We start from the raw sequence: 14,988 nt of genomic DNA, 5'->3' as shown, positions 1-14,988 counted from the left end.
AAAAGGATGGCGACGATAAAAGATATTGCGGAGCAGGCGGGTGTTTCGATTGCCACGGTGTCCCGTGTATTGAATTATGATCCGCGTTTATCTGTCAGTGCAGACACAAAGCAAAAAATTTTTGAAGCGGCTGAACAGCTGGACTATAAAAGAAAGCGTCCGGCCAAAAAAAGTGTTCAGGATACTGTAGCGCTTGTGCACTGGTATACAGAGGAAGAAGAATTAAATGATTTGTACTACCGGTCCATTCGGCTCGGCATTGAAAGCGGCTGTCAGGAACATGGGCTTACCGTTCAAAAAATGCTGTATAGTGAATTGAACAGCAACGAAAAAAGCTCAATAAAAGGCATCATTGCCGTAGGAAAGTACAGCGAAGCGCAAGTGGAAAAGCTGAGTGAGTGGTCAAAGCGGATTGTTTTCGTTGATTTTTCGCCTGAAAATGAAGCGTTTGACAGCGTCCTAACGAATTTTTCTAAAGTAACGGAAAAAGCACTTGATTATTTATGGGAAACGGGAGCCCGCCGCATCGGCTATATTGGCGGACGCGAGCAGTTCCAGGATAAATCAGGCCTTGTGGCAGATAAACGCGAGCAAACGTATAAACGGTATATGATCGATAAAAAGGCGTTTCATGAAGAAGATATGCTGGTTGGCACGTACAGCGCCGATGAAGGATATGCGATGATGAAGTCGTGCATCGAGCAGCGCGGCACAGAGCTGCCTGAAGCCTTTTTTTCAGCCAGTGATACACTGGCGATCGGTGCGCTGCGGGCATTAAATGAAGCCGGGATTGCGGTGCCTGGCCGTGTCAGTCTTATTAGTGTCAATGATATCAGCGTTTCAAAATACGTGTATCCTCCGCTGACAACAATGAAAATTCATACAGAATTTATGGGAGAAACAGCTGCGGGCCTGCTGGCTGAGCAGCTGAAAGAAGACCGGATTCCGAAAAAGGTCGTCCTGCCTTCAGAGCTAATTGTCCGGGGAACGACAAAAAAAGGTTAGAATGGAAGCCGGTGTACTAAAATTTAGGGCGGTAATTATGATGCCTGGGGCGGTAAAAGTATACCCCGCCTTTAAAGCATAAGAAACCGCCCCAAAATAAAAATTATCGCTCTTCAAGAAGACTGCTTCCTATTTGGACAGCGGTCTCTTTTTTATTCCGCCAGCTTGTCCGCAAAGGCTTTCACATACGGAGGAAGGTCTGGCGGGCGCCGGCTTGATACAATATGGCCATCTACTACGACCGGCTCATCATGCCAGGCTGCACCGGCATTCGTCATATCATCTTTAATTCCGGGTGTGCTGGTCACATTCTTCCCGTGCAGAATGTTTGCTGAAATAAGCACCCAGCCGGCATGACAAATTTGGCCGATCGGTTTTTTTGAATCATTCATAGCACGGACAAAATGAAGTACTTCGGGGTAACGGCGCAGCTTGTCCGGCGCCCATCCGCCCGGTACCAGAATGGCATCGTATTGGTCTGCATTTATTTCTTCAAACGAATAGTCTGCGGTTGCCGGCACTCCGTACTTGCCTGTATACTTTTTGCCGGCTTCCTTGCCGACAAGGTGTACGTCCGCTCCTTCCTCCTGCAGGCGCAAAATTGGATACCAGAGCTCTAAATCTTCAAATTCCTCTTCAACAAGCGCGATCACTTTCTTTCCTGCTAAACGCATTTATATCCCTCCCTCGCTTTTCAGTGTAACAGAGGAAAAGAGAATTCAAAAATAATACATCAGTATTATTAAGTAAGGTCGTTGTGTAAATATTTCTTATTGCCCGGGCAATAATGATGAATGAACAAATCAGCCGGAAATGCGCGGTCTTTTTTCAAAAGCAGGATCATGAACTGCGGTCTGCTTTTTATTTGTCGGTTTTATTTCTTTTCTCATTAATGCTTCTGAAATCATATTGACTTCTTTGAGTAATATAATGGATAATCTTTGTAAGCGCTTTAAAAGAAAGGGGGCTGGCAGATAAATGAAGAATAAACCAAAATATTTTTATCGGATCTTTTTGCCTTTTGTTGTCACCGGCGTCCTCGCTATGATTTTATTTAACGGATTTGCTTACTTTTTTACGAAGGATTCACTGGAAGAAAAGATAACGCTCGAAAAGCAGGAAAACGTCGTTCAAACGATGAATACAATCGAGCAAAAACTCCAGGCTGTTGACTATACGTTTAATTCCTATGTGTACGATCCGTCTTTTGAACGCATTATCCAGCAGCCACTGGCTGCCAGTCATTTTGATATTTATCAGACCATCGATCAGCGGTTAAATTATATCTCAACATTTGGCCCCAACCAGACGACTGCCGAACTGGTCAGCTTTGACGGGAACTGGAGCATTAATCAATATGGATTAAAGCAGTTAACAGATTCACAGGAAAGTCAGCTCTATAAAGATTATATGGAACTGCCTCATGCATCAGCCTGGCTGAAAAAAGAAAGCCACCCGAATGAAATTCAGCTCGTAAAAAAAGTGCCTTTGCATAAATCTAAAAAATCGGGAGCACTAATTATTCATATCCCGTTAGAGTCCGTAACAAACCTGGTTTATAAGGAAGAGGAATCCAGCCCGATTTTTATTTATAATCAGAATGGCCAGCTGGTATACCAGAGCGGTGCAGCAGATACTAAAGCAATAAAGGCGGAGGACATTGCCGCGTTAATGGAGGAGGATCATCAGCAAATCGGCATCATAAACACGGATGCGAAGGAAGATTCGTCTAAGCTTGTGTACTCCAAATCAATGTACAACAGCTGGATATACGTTTCAAAAATTGACGATACAGAATTTTCTGCGGCGATGAAGCCTACTGTTATTGGGACAGTTATGATGAGCATCCTTATGCTTGCATTAACGGTTATTATCGCCTATTTAAGCTCGAACTATTTCTCAAGACCGATTCAAGAGCTTCAAACGCTGATTCCCAGAACCAAAAGCGGCCAGTATAAAGATGAATTTGAATTGATTGGTACATCGATTCGCAATGTTCTGGACCAAAACCAATCATTAGAAAATATGGTTACAAGTCAATTAGAACAGTTAAAAACATTATTTACAATTAATTTGCTTCACGGAAGAAAAACGGAAGATGAGATCCGGGAAGAGCTGGAGAAATTCGGCTATCCTCTTCAGTGGACGCATTTATATGTACTTGTTCTTCAAATTGACCAGCTGGATTCACAAAAATACACGAGTAAAGAAAAAGATGTACTGTTATTCGGAATAAGCCAGATTGTCTCAGAAGTCATTAAAGAAAATGAGCGGCTTGCTGTGGCAGCAATTGACTCTAAAACCCAGGCAGCCGTTTTTATTGGCTGTGAGGAAGAGGAAAAGCAAAGACCTATTGCTATTCAGGCGTATGCTGAAACCATTCAAAGAACGGTTAAAGAATTGTTTAATGTATCAATCAGTGTAGGAATCAGCAGGCCTTTTTATCAATTAAGTGAAAGCAATCAGGCGCTCGAGCAAGGATTCAGTTCACTGAAATACCGGCTGAAGGCGGGCAAAGAAGCAATTGTTTTTTACGAAAAAGTGTTTGAATCGCCAGAAGTAAAAACAAGCTATTTTCCGAAATTGCTAGAAAACCGGCTTTTTGACTCTATTAAAGCGGGTGACAGTGAAACAGCCAGGAGAGAGCTTGATTCTTTGCTGTCCGATTTGTTTGCGCAAAACCGGGGCGCGTATGAGCTGGAAATACACATCATGCGGTTTATTAATGATGTGATTGAGCTTATGCAGCTTTTAGGAATGGATTCGTTAATGGTAAAAGATCAAAAAACATTGTATAAAGCTGCTTTTGAAATGGAAACGGCAGAGGAAATAGAGGCATTTATTAAAGAGGAAATTGTGTACCCGATGATTAAGCTTATGGAAGAAAGAGAAAGCTCTCAATATAAATCAGTCTCTGAAAAAATTATTCATGTGATCCAGCAGGAATTTGATACAAAATTAACCCTTGATACAATCGCTTCCCGGCTTCATTACAATCCGAATTATTTAAGTGAAATTTTTAAAAAGGAGTTTGGCCAGTCTTTCAGTGACTACTTGTCCAATTACCGGTATACTGTAGCGAAAACATGGCTGAAAGACACAAATATGTCCGTAAAAGAAATTGCCGAGCGTCTACAATACAATAATTCGCAAAATTTTATCCGGTTCTTTCGCAAAATGGAAGGAACGACACCAGGAAAGTATCGCGAACAAAACCGCTTTGGCAGCCTGTCCATAGAAAACGAATAACAGCTTGTAAAAGCATAAGCCGGGCTCTTCCTGAACCCGGCTTACCATGCTGTTGAAATAAGCGGCTCTTTATACCTTTCCCAGGTTAAGTCCAACACATTTATAAACGTTCGGATCTCTAGCACGATGGATAACCGCCGTGCTTTGCCCGGGCATAGAAGTGGCGGCATTCCGCTTTTCACGGGGCAGTCGTGGAGGAAATTCAGCCGGCAGACCGCAGCCCCTGACACTGCTTTTAAAAGAAAATAGCCTATTTCCAGCCCATAAAAGAAAAATAATTTTAGCTAAAAAACGAAATATCTTCTTGACGACTCTCTTTTTCAACACTTTGATAAGCCGGATTCTTCCTGAATCCGGCTTATACTTGTTGTTCTTATTGGCACAGGCTGCTTATGCTTTGACAGAGCCGACAAGCGCTCCTTTTACGAAGTACTTCTGAAGGAATGGATAAATAATCAGCATTGGCAGAGTGGCCACGGCAATAACAGCCATCTTTACAGTTTGTGCGGGAGGAACAATATCAACGGCAGTTGTGTCCGCCTGCATACCGCTGGAAACGATTACAATTTGGCGAAGCAAAATTTGGATCGGCCATTTGGTGGAATCGTTTAAATATAAAATGGCATTCATGTATTCGTTCCAGTAAGCCACAGCGTAAAACAGCGAGATAGTCGCAATGGACGGCATGGAAAGCGGCAGAATAATTTTTAAGAAAATCATAATGTCATTGCAGCCATCAATTTTAGCTGATTCCTCTAAGCTGTCCGGGATGGCCTGGAAGAAGTTTCTCATTATAATAAGGTTGAAGGCGCTGATAGCTACAGGGAGAATAAGAGCCCAGTAGGAGTTAATCAGCCCGAGGTTTTTTACTACTAAATAAGTAGGAATCATACCGCCGCTGAAAAGCATTGTAAAGACAACAAGGAAGTTAAGAGTACGCCGGCCATATAAATAAGTTCGGGATAACCCGTAGGCCATTGTTGCCGTAAGGATCATACTGACCAGTGTGCCAATACCCGTTACGCCAATCGAAACAGCAAGGCTTTTAAAAATGGTTGGTGTTGAAAAAATAAAGGTGTAAGCATCAAGTGAAAAAGTAGTAGGAAATAAAATAAATGATTTTTCCATTACTTCATCTGTTGTGGCAAACGAACTGGCGATAACATTTAAAAATGGAAGAAGGCAGGCAAGCGAGATTAAAGTGAGCAGTGTGTAGTTAACGACGTTAAATAAACGATTTCCCAATGAATAGTCTTTCATAAAGAACCTCCCTTAAGTCAAAATAGTAAATGATGCTTGTCTTCGTTTAATGTAACAATAAGCTGCCTGGTGCGTCTATAATCATTTGTCCATGCCTGTAAAATGTAAAATAAAAGCTGGGTTTTTCTTGGGGTAATCATTTTTTATGAGAATGATCATCTTAGTAGGATAACCTTAGAAAACGCTTTCAAAATGCGGTTTTCAAGGAGACCGGGCAGATGAGTATAGACGTTATAAGCATGCTGCCTTTAATCTGAATGTGTAAACCAAACGAAACCAGGAGGAGGGGTTCGCATTGTGAGAGAAACCAATGTAGCAGTGGATCAAGTATCAACAGCCGTATCCAAAAAAGAAATCAAGCAAATGGCAAGGAGAAAAAACGCAGCAAGCCTGGTAAGGAACAAATATCTCTACCTTATGATTTTGCCGGGTCTCTTATACTTTCTTATTTTTAAATACGTGCCGATGGCCGGAGTTGTGATCGCCTTTCAGGATTATCAGCCTTTTCTCGGCATGGCAGGAAGTGAATGGGTCGGTTTTAAGCATTTTGAACGGCTTTTTACGGAGCCTACCTTCTTTATGTTATTAAAAAATACACTCATCTTTTTTGCTTTAAACCTGTTTATCTTTTTTCCTATTCCGATTATCGTTGCACTAATGTTAAATGAAGTGCGGCTGAAAGCATTCAAAGGTACTGTTCAAACCATTATTTACATTCCCCATTTTATGTCCTGGGTTATTATCGTCTCTATCTTTTATGTGTTTTTGACTGTAGACGGCGGAATCATCAATGAATTGATTGCCCGTATAGGCGGCGAGAAAATCGACTTTCTGACAAGTCCTGACTGGACACGGTCATTATATATTATACAGGTAATATGGAAGGAAATGGGCTGGTCAACGATTATTTATCTGGCGGCTGTTACAGCAGTGGATCCCCAGTTATATGAAGCTGCGAAAATAGACGGGGCAAACAGGCTGCGCCAGATCTGGCATGTTACGCTGCCAGCCATCCGGCCGGTTATCATCATCCTGCTGATTTTAAAAATCGGCCAGACATTGGATTTAGGATTTGAGCATGTGTATCTTCTATTAAATTCGTTAAACCGGGAAGTAGCAGAAATTTTTGATACGTACGTATATACAGCAGGCCTGAAAAATGGACAGCTGAGCTACAGTACAGCAGTTGGATTATTTAAAGGGGTAGTCGGGCTTGTTCTTGTCATCGGAGCAAACAAGCTGGCGAAAAAGTTTGGAGAAGACGGGCTCTATTAATTTTCGTTTAAAAATGACAGCGCATTCAAAAGAGGTGATCTGAATGGGAAGAATGGCAGAAAAGGCGAACAGCTTTTGTTCTCTTATACTGAAGCTTGTATACGTGCACCTTTTATGGCTGGCTTTTACGCTGATGGGCCTGGTTATTTTCGGGGCGGGTCCGGCTGCAATCGCCATGTTCGGTGTTGTTCGCCAGTGGATTCGCGGCAATGAAGACATTCCCATTTTTCAAACCTTCAAAGAGCTGTACAAGCTTCATTTCAAAGAAGGAAACCTGCTCTTGTTCTTCTACGGACTTGCCGGCTGGATTTTATATATTGATTTGTTGTATGTCCAGTCTTTTGCCATTAGAGCAGTTGTAATCACAGTGGGAATTCTTTATCTGGTTTCGATCTTTTATGTGCCCTGTATTGTTGTACACTATGAAATGAAAACGTTGTTAAAGAAAATCAAGTATGCTGTTTTTCTTGGAATCGCTTATTTTCAATACACGCTTGTGCTGCTTGTTGCGTTAAGCGCTGCGGCAGTGCTGCTTATGATCAATCCTGGCTTTTTCTTCGTCTTTGGCCTGAGTCCCATTATTTATATAACCATGTGGATGGTTCATCAGGTGTTTCAAAAAGCGGAAAAAGAACAGTCAAATAACGAAAGCCGCCTGGCAATCGACAAACAAAGGGGATAAATAACATGAAAAAAAACAACGTAACAAAAGTTTTGTCACTTAAAGCCCTGCTTGCTTCTGCTATGCTCATGGCTGCCTGCTCAAATGACGGATCATCGGATTCTGCCCAGTCGGCTGATTACGACCCGGATTCAAAGCTTGAGGTAAATTGGACTGCAATGCTTCACACTCCTTCGCCGCCAAGCGGAGATGTACTGGATAAGCTGGAAGAGCATACAAATGCCGAGATAAACTTTAACTGGGTGCCGGATGCATCCAAAGAAGAAAGAATAACAGCGGCGCTCGCTTCCGGCGAACTTTCTGACATTGTGTCCTTAACAATGATGACCAATTCCTCAGTACGGCAGTCACTAAAGTCAGGAATGTTCTGGGACGTTGGAAAATACCTGGATGATTATGAAAATTTAAAACAGATTCCTGAAGAGGTCCGCAATGCGGCCTCTATTGAAGGAACTCTGTATGGAGTGCCGTTTCAAAAACCGCTTGCCCGTTCGGGACTGGTTATCCGTAAAGACTGGCTCGATAATGTAGGCTTGAAAGAGCCGACAAATTTAGATGAGCTGTATGAAGTGGCCAGAGCTTTTACTGAAGAAGACCCGGACGGAAACGGGAAAAATGATACCGTCGGCTTCGGCGACAGAAGCGATTTGAAATACAGCAGCTTTAAGCTGATTGCCTCTTATCATGGAGCGCCGAATAACTGGAAGGTTGAAGAGGATGGCACTTTCACGCCGGAATTTGAAACAGAAGAGTATACGAATGCCATGAAATATTCCAGGGATCTTTATAAAAACGGGTATTTAGCACAGGATTTTGCCGTAACCGCCAAAACAGATCAGCAGCAAAATTTTGCTCAAGGAAAAACAGGCATTTACACAGGCATGATCGACATTTTAAATTTGAAAAACTTATCCCAGGGCCTTCAGGAGGGCATGAAGCTGGTTCCGGTTAATAAAATTGCCGGGCCGGATGGAGAGTACCATGTATGGTCAGAAAACACGGGTGTAGGCGGGCTGCTGGCATTTCCGAAATCTGAAGTAGAATCCGAAGCGGAATTGAAGCGGCTGCTGCAATTTGTCGATGATTTAATTGATAAAGAGGCTTATTTATTAATGACAGGCGGAGTTGAAGGCACGCATTATGAAATGGATGAGAATGGAGCGTTAAAGATCCTCGATACGGACTCATGGAAAAATGAAGTCCAGCCTTTTTCCAGCTCGCGGCCAAGCGAAGTCACACATGAGCTTATAGACGCTGATCCTGATAAACAGCTGGCGAACGAACTGGTCGTTGAAAACGATCAATTCGCGGTCATTGATCCGACTGTACCGCTTGATTCGGCTACCGCAAATGAACGCGGAACAGAGCTTGAGAAAATTATTACGGATGCGACTATTAAATATATTATGGGTGATTTAGACGATGCCGGCTTTAAAGATGCCGTAAAAAAATGGCGTGAATCAGGCGGTGACCAGATCGCGAAAGAATATGCAGAAGCATATAAAGCGGCAAAATGACCAGATGGAGGGGAAGGAAAATCCCCTCTTTCTTTTTCCACAACTTAAATGTCTGGAGGGAAAAACGGAGTGGAAACGAAGACGCTCGTAACAATTCAAAATCCCATTTTAAAAGGGTTTAACCCTGACCCATGTATTGTCCGCGTTGAGGAAGACTTCTATATTATTACGTCAACCTTTGAATGGTTTCCGGGAATACCTGTTTACCATTCCCGGGATTTAGTTCACTGGCGGCATATAACTAATATTCTTACCGACCATGTTGAATTCGAAGGAAACCCTGATTCGGCAGGAGTCTGGGCACCGGCGTTAAGCTTCCATGATGGCCTTTTTTATCTGGTTTACACGGACGTAAAGAGAAGCAAGTACCCATTTAAAGACGCCCATAATTATTTGCGGACAGCAGAGAAAATCACCGGACCCTGGTCAGAGCCTGTTTTTTTAAACAGCGGCAGCTTTGATCCTTCATTATTTCACGATGACGATGGGCGAAAATGGTTTCTCAATGTTCACTGGGATTATCGAATGGAAGGGCGAAACAAATCGGCCGGTATTGTTATGCAGGAATATTCAGAAGAAGAAAAACTGAAGGGCCCGGTTTTTCATATTTTTGAAGGAACAGACTTAAGAAAAACAGAAGCGCCGCATCTATACAAGCATGGAGGCTATTATTACCTGGTCACGGCAGAAGGAGGCACCGGCAGCACGCATGCGGTAACAGTCGCCCGGGCAAAGAACATTACCGGTCCGTATAAAGTAGATCCTGAAAATCCGATGATGACATCAGCTCATGACGAGTCGCTTCCTTTGCAAAAAGCCGGGCACGCCAGTCTGGTGGAAACACAAACAGGCGAATGGTTTATAGCACACTTATGCAGCCGGCCGGTTCATGGAAAATATTCGATCCTGGGACGGGAAACCGCGCTGCAACGGGTAAAGTGGACGGATGATGGCTGGCTGCGCCTCGAATCGGGCGGAAGAGAAGCCCAAATGGAGGTTCAGGCACCGAAGCTTCCCCCGCATCCGTTTGAGCTGGACGAAAACCGCTATGACGATTTTGATGAAAAACAGCTGCACCCTGCCTGGAACACGCTTCGAATGGCAGCCGATGAATCATGGTGCTCTTTATCCGAAAGAAAAGGGCATGCAAGAATTAAAGGAGGAGAGTCCCTTCACTCACTTTACCGGCAGCACTTAATCGCCAGGCGGCAGCAGCACGTTTGCTGCGAGGTGGAAACAGCCATTGATTTCAAACCGGAATCCTTCCTGCAGATGGCGGGTCTTGTTTTGTATTACAATACCGATAATTATGTATACGTCTTCATTTCTTTTGATGAAAAGAAGGGGGAATGCCTTGGTATCATGAAATGTGTAAAAGGAGAATTTGAAAAGCTTGATATTTGTATACCGCTTTCGGGCGAAACGGTAAAAGTAAAAGCTGTTATTCAATATGATCAGGCCCAGTTTTATTATGCGGATAACGGCGGTACATGGACGGAAGTATTTACGGCTGTCAGCATCGCCCACTTGTCAGATGAAGGAAACGGATTTACCGGAAACTTTGCCGGAATATGCGTTCAAGATCTGAAGGGAACCGGCCTTCCTGCCGATTTTGATTATTTTTCATATAAGGAGCTGAAAACAAAATGACAACAGCCATTCAAACCGCAGACTGGTCTAAAAAAATGACAGATTCAACGATCGCCCGCCGACCGCTGCTTTCAAAGGGTGTTCAAAATGACAAGTGGTCATATGATTACGGAGTAGTGTTAAAAGGAATCGAGCTAGTCTGGAAAAAAACAGGAGATCTGAAATATTTGGAGTATATGAAGCGCAACATGGATGCCTTTGTAAGTGAAGATGGAAGCATCCGCCATTATGAGACGGCAGCATTTAATATTGACCATATCAACAATGGAAAAGTGCTGCTTACACTCTATAAAGAAACGAAAGAAGAAAAATATAAAAAAGCGGCCGATTTGCTTCGCGGGCAGCTTGAACAGCATCCCCGCACTTCCGAGCAGGTTTTTTGGCATAAAAAAGTATACCCGTACCAGATTTGGCTGGACGGCTTGTATATGGGTGCACCTTTTTATGCGGAGTACGTAAAAGAATTTGGAGAAGAAGCCGAGTTTGATGATATTACAAAGCAGTTTGTTCTTTGTGTGAAAAACACGAAGGATGAAAAAACAGGCTTGCTGTACCATGCTTTTGATGAGAAAAAAGAACAGCCATGGTGTGATCCCGAAACCGGCCTGTCTAAAAACTTTTGGGGGCGTTCGATGGGCTGGTTCGTCATGGGCCTTGTTGATACGCTGGCTATTCTGCCTGAGCATCAGCAGGATCGGGAAAAACTAATCAGTATTTTAATGGATACACTGGAAGCGCTTAAAAAAGTGCAGGATCAAGAGAGCGGGGTCTGGTACCAGGTTTTAGATCAGGCAAGGCGGAAAGGAAATTATTTAGAAGCATCCTGCTCATGCATGATTGTGTACGCTATCGCAAAAGGTGTCCGCCTTGGTTATTTGGATAAACGATGGATCGAAACGGCAAACAAAGCATATGAAGGCATCCTCTCTGAATTTATAACAGTAACAGCGGAAGGGTTTGTGAATTTAAATAAAAACTGTCAGGTAGCCGGACTGGGCGGGCCCGATCAGCGGGATGGAACGTTTGAATATTACATTAGTGAACCGATTATTACCAACGATTTAAAAGGAGTCGGTGCGTTTATTTTGGCAGCGGCGGAAATGGAAAACCAATAAAGAAAGGAGCAGTATGGATGGAAGCAACAGCAGCTCATGCATTTAATATACAAAGCTTTGGAGCAAAAGGAGACGGCCAGACATTAAATACGGAGGCAATTGCCCGGGCTGTCGAAGCGTGCGCGCAAGCAGGAGGCGGCACAGTGTATGTGCCGGCCGGCCGCTTTCTGACAGGGGCGATTATATTGAAAAGCAACGTTACGCTTTATTTAGAGGCGGGGGCAGTTCTCCTGTTCAGCACCAGTCCGGATGATTATCCGGTGGTACACTCCCGGTGGGAAGGGGTCAACCGGGAGGTATATGCCTCCTGTATTTATGGCGAGGACCTTGAAAATGTATCCGTAAAAGGAGAAGGAACGCTAAATGGAAACGGCGCATTCTGGTGGGAGCTTTTTTCAAAAAAAGAAAACAAGTATCCGCGTCCGAAGCTGGTCAGCTTTGACCGGTGCCGGCGTGTCTTGATTTCCGGCGTGAAAATGGTTGATTCGCCGAGCTGGACAGTGAATCCAATCCGCTGCGAGGATGTAACGGTTCACAATATTTCCATTTTAAATCCGAGTAACTCTCCGAATACAGACGGCATTGATCCCGAATCCTGCCGAAATGTACGCATTTCAGACTGTCATATTGATGTAGGGGATGATTGCATTGCGGTTAAGTCGGGAACTGAGGATTCTCCGGAACGCGTTCCATGTGAGAACATCACTATTACAAACTGTACGATGATCCACGGGCACGGCGGAGTAGTATTAGGAAGCGAGATGAGTGGAGACATTCGCAACGTGACAGTAAGTAACTGTGTATTTGAAGGGACAGACCGGGGAATCAGGCTTAAATCACGGCGCGGACGCGGCGGAGCTGTGGAAGATATCCGTGTGAATAATATCATTATGAAAAATGTGATTTGTCCGTTCATCATTAATGCTTATTATTTCTGTGGACCGCGCGGAAAAGAAAAGTATGTATGGGACAAGGCTCCGTATCCGGTGACAGAAGAAACCCCGTCCTTCAGGCGGATTCATTTTTCCAATATTACGGCGCGGGAAGTAAGTGCGGCGGCCGGATTTCTATACGGGCTTCCGGAAATGTACGTAGAAGATATTACCTTTAACGATATTGCGGTTGCCATGGCAGAAGATGCGGAGCCGGGCATGCCGGCAATGATGTCTCAGCTTGAGCCGATGAAGCAGCGCGGCTTTTACTGTGGCAATGTAAGAGATGTGCAATTTAACAGGGTGACGATAAGCAATCATGAAGGCCCGGCTTTTTATGTGGAAAACGGACAGGGCGTTGAATTTCATGAATGCAGGGTAAAACAGCCGAAATCCAACGGTCCAATGGTTGTCGAAAAAAATGAGTAAGGAAAAAAAGCGCCGGCAGCTGCTGGCTTTGCTCGGTGACCTGCCTGAAAGCACTGGATTAACTGTGCAAAAATTAAAGGAAGAAGAAAAAGAGACTTATATTCTTGAAGTTTTGCTGATGGAGCTGAATGGAACAGAAAAAATTCCCGCTTACTTTGTCCGTCCTAAAAATACAGATTTAAAACGGCCGGCTGTTTTATTTAACCATTCCCATGGGGGGCAGTATGAGAGAGGAAAAACGGAGCTGCTTACCAGCAGCCCGTACCTGCAGCAGCTCTCTTATGCCGAGGAGCTGACCCGGCTGGGCTGCAGCGTTTTATGCATGGACATGTGGGGATTTGGAGAGCGCAGAGGCAAAACGGAAAGCGAGCTTTTTAAAGAAATGCTCTGGAATGGCCAGGTCATGTGGGGCATGATGATTTATGACAGCATGCGCGGTATCGATTACTTAACGGCAAGAGAAGATGTTGATGAAAAGAGAATTGCCACAATCGGCATGTCTATGGGCGGCTTAATGGCATGGTGGCTGTCCGCGCTGGATGAGCGGATTCGCGTTTGCATCGATATTGCTGCACAGGTGGAAGCACAGGCATTAATCCGCCAGCGGGGCCTGGATCATCACGGTTTTTATTCGTATGTACCGGGCCTTTTAAAAGCGTTTCAAACAACGGATATTCAATCGCTCATTGTTCCCCGTCCTCATTTGAGCCTTGTTGGCGATCAGGACCGGCTGACGCCGTATGAAGGGCTCGGCCTTATTGATGCAGGGCTGTCAAAAATGTATGAAGAAGCGGGAGTGCCCGGGCATTGGAAAATGAGCCATTACTCCTGCGGCCATATCGAAACAGCAGGCATGCGGAGCGAGGTTTGTTCATTTCTTCAAAAGTATTTGTAGGAGGCGGATGAAATGATCGTGGCGAAAGACGGAAGCGGTGCCTTCACATCTATTCAAGAGGCAATCGACAGCGTTCCTGACAGCAACACAGAATGGGTAACCATTTATATTAAGGATGGAGTATATAAAGAAAAGCTGGTGATTACAAAGCCATTTGTCTCATTAATGGGAATCTCGCCGGAAAAAGTGACGATTACGTATGATGATTATGCGAAAAAAAAGGGGCCGAACGGCGAAGAAATGAGGACTTTTGCTTCTTATAGCGTATTTATCGGAGCTGATCACTTTACTGCCAAAAATATAACGTTTGAAAACAGCGCCGGCTGCGGCAGTGTTGTAGGACAGGCAGTTGCTGCTTATGTAGACGGTGATCAAATGGAATTTCACCATTGCCGGTTTTTAGGGCACCAGGATACCCTTTTTACCGGTCCTCTTCCCCCGAAACCAATTGAAGGAACAACCTTTGGCGGACCGATGGAAGGGAAAGAGCGGAAGGCAGGGCATAGCTATTTTTACGACTGCTATCTTGAAGGGGATATTGACTTTATTTTCGGCTCGTCCACTGCTGTTTTTGATTCCTGTGAAATTTTCAGCCTGGACCGGCGGGAAGAAGTAAACGGCTATATTACAGCTGCGTCCACTCCTGAAGGCCAGCCGTTTGGATACGTTTTTCTCAACTGCCGCTTAACAGGCAGCGCGGCTCCTGAAACCGTTTATTTAGGAAGACCCTGGCGTGACTATGCCAGAACGGTCTTTATTAACTGCTGGATGGGACCGCATATTAAAAAAGAAGGGTGGCACAATTGGGATAAAAAACGGGCGGAGAAAACAACGTTTTATGCTGAATATAACAGCAGCGGGCCAGGCGGAAGGATGGAAAGCCGGGTTCAATGGGCGCATCGCTTATCCGCTGAACAGGCGGCCGGCTATATTCGCCGGTTTCAAAAAAGTGAAACAGTAAAATAAAGAAGAACAGTTC

The 14,988-nt window shown here is 44.2% G+C and carries 12 protein-coding genes; 10 read left to right on the top strand and 2 right to left on the bottom strand.

Translation table 11 applies throughout. From position 1 onward, the window contains the following. Positions 1-6 precede the first annotated feature (6 nt). Positions 7-1,005, top strand: a complete 999-nt coding sequence (locus VP98_RS11600) for a LacI family DNA-binding transcriptional regulator (protein ID WP_046175556.1) — start codon at positions 7-9, stop codon at positions 1,003-1,005. 152 nt (positions 1,006-1,157) lie between these two features. Here VP98_RS11600 and VP98_RS11595 read toward each other — a convergent pair whose 3' ends face one another. Next, entirely contained in the window at positions 1,158-1,679 is a 522-nt protein-coding gene (locus VP98_RS11595; protein WP_046175555.1) for a type 1 glutamine amidotransferase domain-containing protein, read from the bottom strand. A gap of 304 nt (positions 1,680-1,983) precedes the next feature. Between VP98_RS11595 and VP98_RS11590 the strand changes: the two genes are divergently transcribed. Continuing rightward, positions 1,984-4,254, top strand: a complete 2,271-nt coding sequence (locus tag VP98_RS11590) for a helix-turn-helix domain-containing protein (RefSeq protein ID WP_046175554.1) — start codon at positions 1,984-1,986, stop codon at positions 4,252-4,254. A 390-nt stretch (positions 4,255-4,644) separates the two neighbouring features. On the opposite strand, the gene VP98_RS11580 is transcribed toward VP98_RS11590, so the two are convergent. Next, on the bottom strand, positions 4,645-5,514 hold the full coding sequence (locus tag VP98_RS11580; protein WP_046175552.1) for a carbohydrate ABC transporter permease: 870 nt from the start codon (positions 5,512-5,514) through the stop codon (positions 4,645-4,647). Between the two features lie 363 nt (positions 5,515-5,877). Between VP98_RS11580 and VP98_RS11575 the strand changes: the two genes are divergently transcribed. The 8 genes from VP98_RS11575 to VP98_RS11540 all read left to right on the top strand — a co-directional run bounded on the left by VP98_RS11575 (position 5,878) and on the right by VP98_RS11540 (position 14,975). Then, positions 5,878-6,789: an ABC transporter permease gene (locus VP98_RS11575; protein ID WP_082087922.1), complete on the top strand. Its 912-nt coding sequence runs from the start codon at positions 5,878-5,880 to the stop codon at positions 6,787-6,789. Positions 6,790-6,832: 43 nt separating this feature from the next. Next, on the top strand, positions 6,833-7,471 hold the full coding sequence (locus VP98_RS11570; protein ID WP_046175550.1) for a YesL family protein: 639 nt from the start codon (positions 6,833-6,835) through the stop codon (positions 7,469-7,471). A gap of 5 nt (positions 7,472-7,476) precedes the next feature. Beyond that, positions 7,477-8,988 (top strand): extracellular solute-binding protein, encoded by a 1,512-nt coding sequence (locus VP98_RS11565; RefSeq protein ID WP_046175549.1) that lies wholly within the window; start codon positions 7,477-7,479, stop codon positions 8,986-8,988. A 69-nt stretch (positions 8,989-9,057) separates the two neighbouring features. Beyond that, complete coding sequence (locus VP98_RS11560) at positions 9,058-10,638, top strand: glycoside hydrolase family 43 protein (RefSeq protein WP_231584169.1); 1,581 nt, start codon at positions 9,058-9,060, stop codon at positions 10,636-10,638. Further along, positions 10,635-11,753 carry a glycoside hydrolase family 88/105 protein gene (locus tag VP98_RS11555; protein WP_046175547.1) on the top strand — a complete coding sequence of 373 codons (1,119 nt, stop codon included), beginning with the start codon at positions 10,635-10,637 and terminating at the stop codon, positions 11,751-11,753. The genes VP98_RS11560 and VP98_RS11555 overlap by 4 nt, the downstream gene beginning before the upstream one ends. 17 nt (positions 11,754-11,770) lie before the next feature. Next, positions 11,771-13,114 carry a glycoside hydrolase family 28 protein gene (locus VP98_RS11550; RefSeq protein ID WP_046175546.1) on the top strand — a complete coding sequence of 448 codons (1,344 nt, stop codon included), beginning with the start codon at positions 11,771-11,773 and terminating at the stop codon, positions 13,112-13,114. Further along, complete coding sequence (locus tag VP98_RS11545; protein WP_046175545.1) at positions 13,107-14,009, top strand: dienelactone hydrolase family protein; 903 nt, start codon at positions 13,107-13,109, stop codon at positions 14,007-14,009. The genes VP98_RS11550 and VP98_RS11545 overlap by 8 nt, the downstream gene beginning before the upstream one ends. 12 nt (positions 14,010-14,021) lie before the next feature. After that, complete coding sequence (locus VP98_RS11540) at positions 14,022-14,975, top strand: pectinesterase family protein (protein ID WP_046175544.1); 954 nt, start codon at positions 14,022-14,024, stop codon at positions 14,973-14,975. Positions 14,976-14,988 lie beyond the last annotated feature (13 nt).

It is taken from the genome of Domibacillus indicus (genome assembly GCF_000970685.1).
GTDB classification, from domain to species: domain Bacteria; phylum Bacillota; class Bacilli; order Bacillales; family Domibacillaceae; genus Domibacillus; species Domibacillus indicus.
The sequence above is the reverse complement of the archived record's forward strand: the minus strand, read 5'-3'. Positions and strand labels throughout refer to the sequence as shown.

Excerpts from the sequence above, each read along its gene's own strand:
- VP98_RS11600 (WP_046175556.1), top strand. The coding sequence starts at position 7 with ATGGCGACGATAAAAGATATTGCGGAGCAGGCGGGTGTTTCGATTGCC.
- VP98_RS11595 (WP_046175555.1), bottom strand. The coding sequence starts at position 1,679 with ATGCGTTTAGCAGGAAAGAAAGTGATCGCGCTTGTTGAAGAGGAATTT.
- VP98_RS11590 (WP_046175554.1), top strand. The coding sequence starts at position 1,984 with ATGAAGAATAAACCAAAATATTTTTATCGGATCTTTTTGCCTTTTGTT.
- VP98_RS11580 (WP_046175552.1), bottom strand. The coding sequence starts at position 5,514 with ATGAAAGACTATTCATTGGGAAATCGTTTATTTAACGTCGTTAACTAC.
- VP98_RS11575 (WP_082087922.1), top strand. The coding sequence starts at position 5,878 with ATGGCAAGGAGAAAAAACGCAGCAAGCCTGGTAAGGAACAAATATCTC.
- VP98_RS11570 (WP_046175550.1), top strand. The coding sequence starts at position 6,833 with ATGGGAAGAATGGCAGAAAAGGCGAACAGCTTTTGTTCTCTTATACTG.
- VP98_RS11565 (WP_046175549.1), top strand. The coding sequence starts at position 7,477 with ATGAAAAAAAACAACGTAACAAAAGTTTTGTCACTTAAAGCCCTGCTT.
- VP98_RS11555 (WP_046175547.1), top strand. The coding sequence starts at position 10,635 with ATGACAACAGCCATTCAAACCGCAGACTGGTCTAAAAAAATGACAGAT.
- VP98_RS11550 (WP_046175546.1), top strand. The coding sequence starts at position 11,771 with ATGGAAGCAACAGCAGCTCATGCATTTAATATACAAAGCTTTGGAGCA.
- VP98_RS11545 (WP_046175545.1), top strand. The coding sequence starts at position 13,107 with ATGAGTAAGGAAAAAAAGCGCCGGCAGCTGCTGGCTTTGCTCGGTGAC.
- VP98_RS11540 (WP_046175544.1), top strand. The coding sequence starts at position 14,022 with ATGATCGTGGCGAAAGACGGAAGCGGTGCCTTCACATCTATTCAAGAG.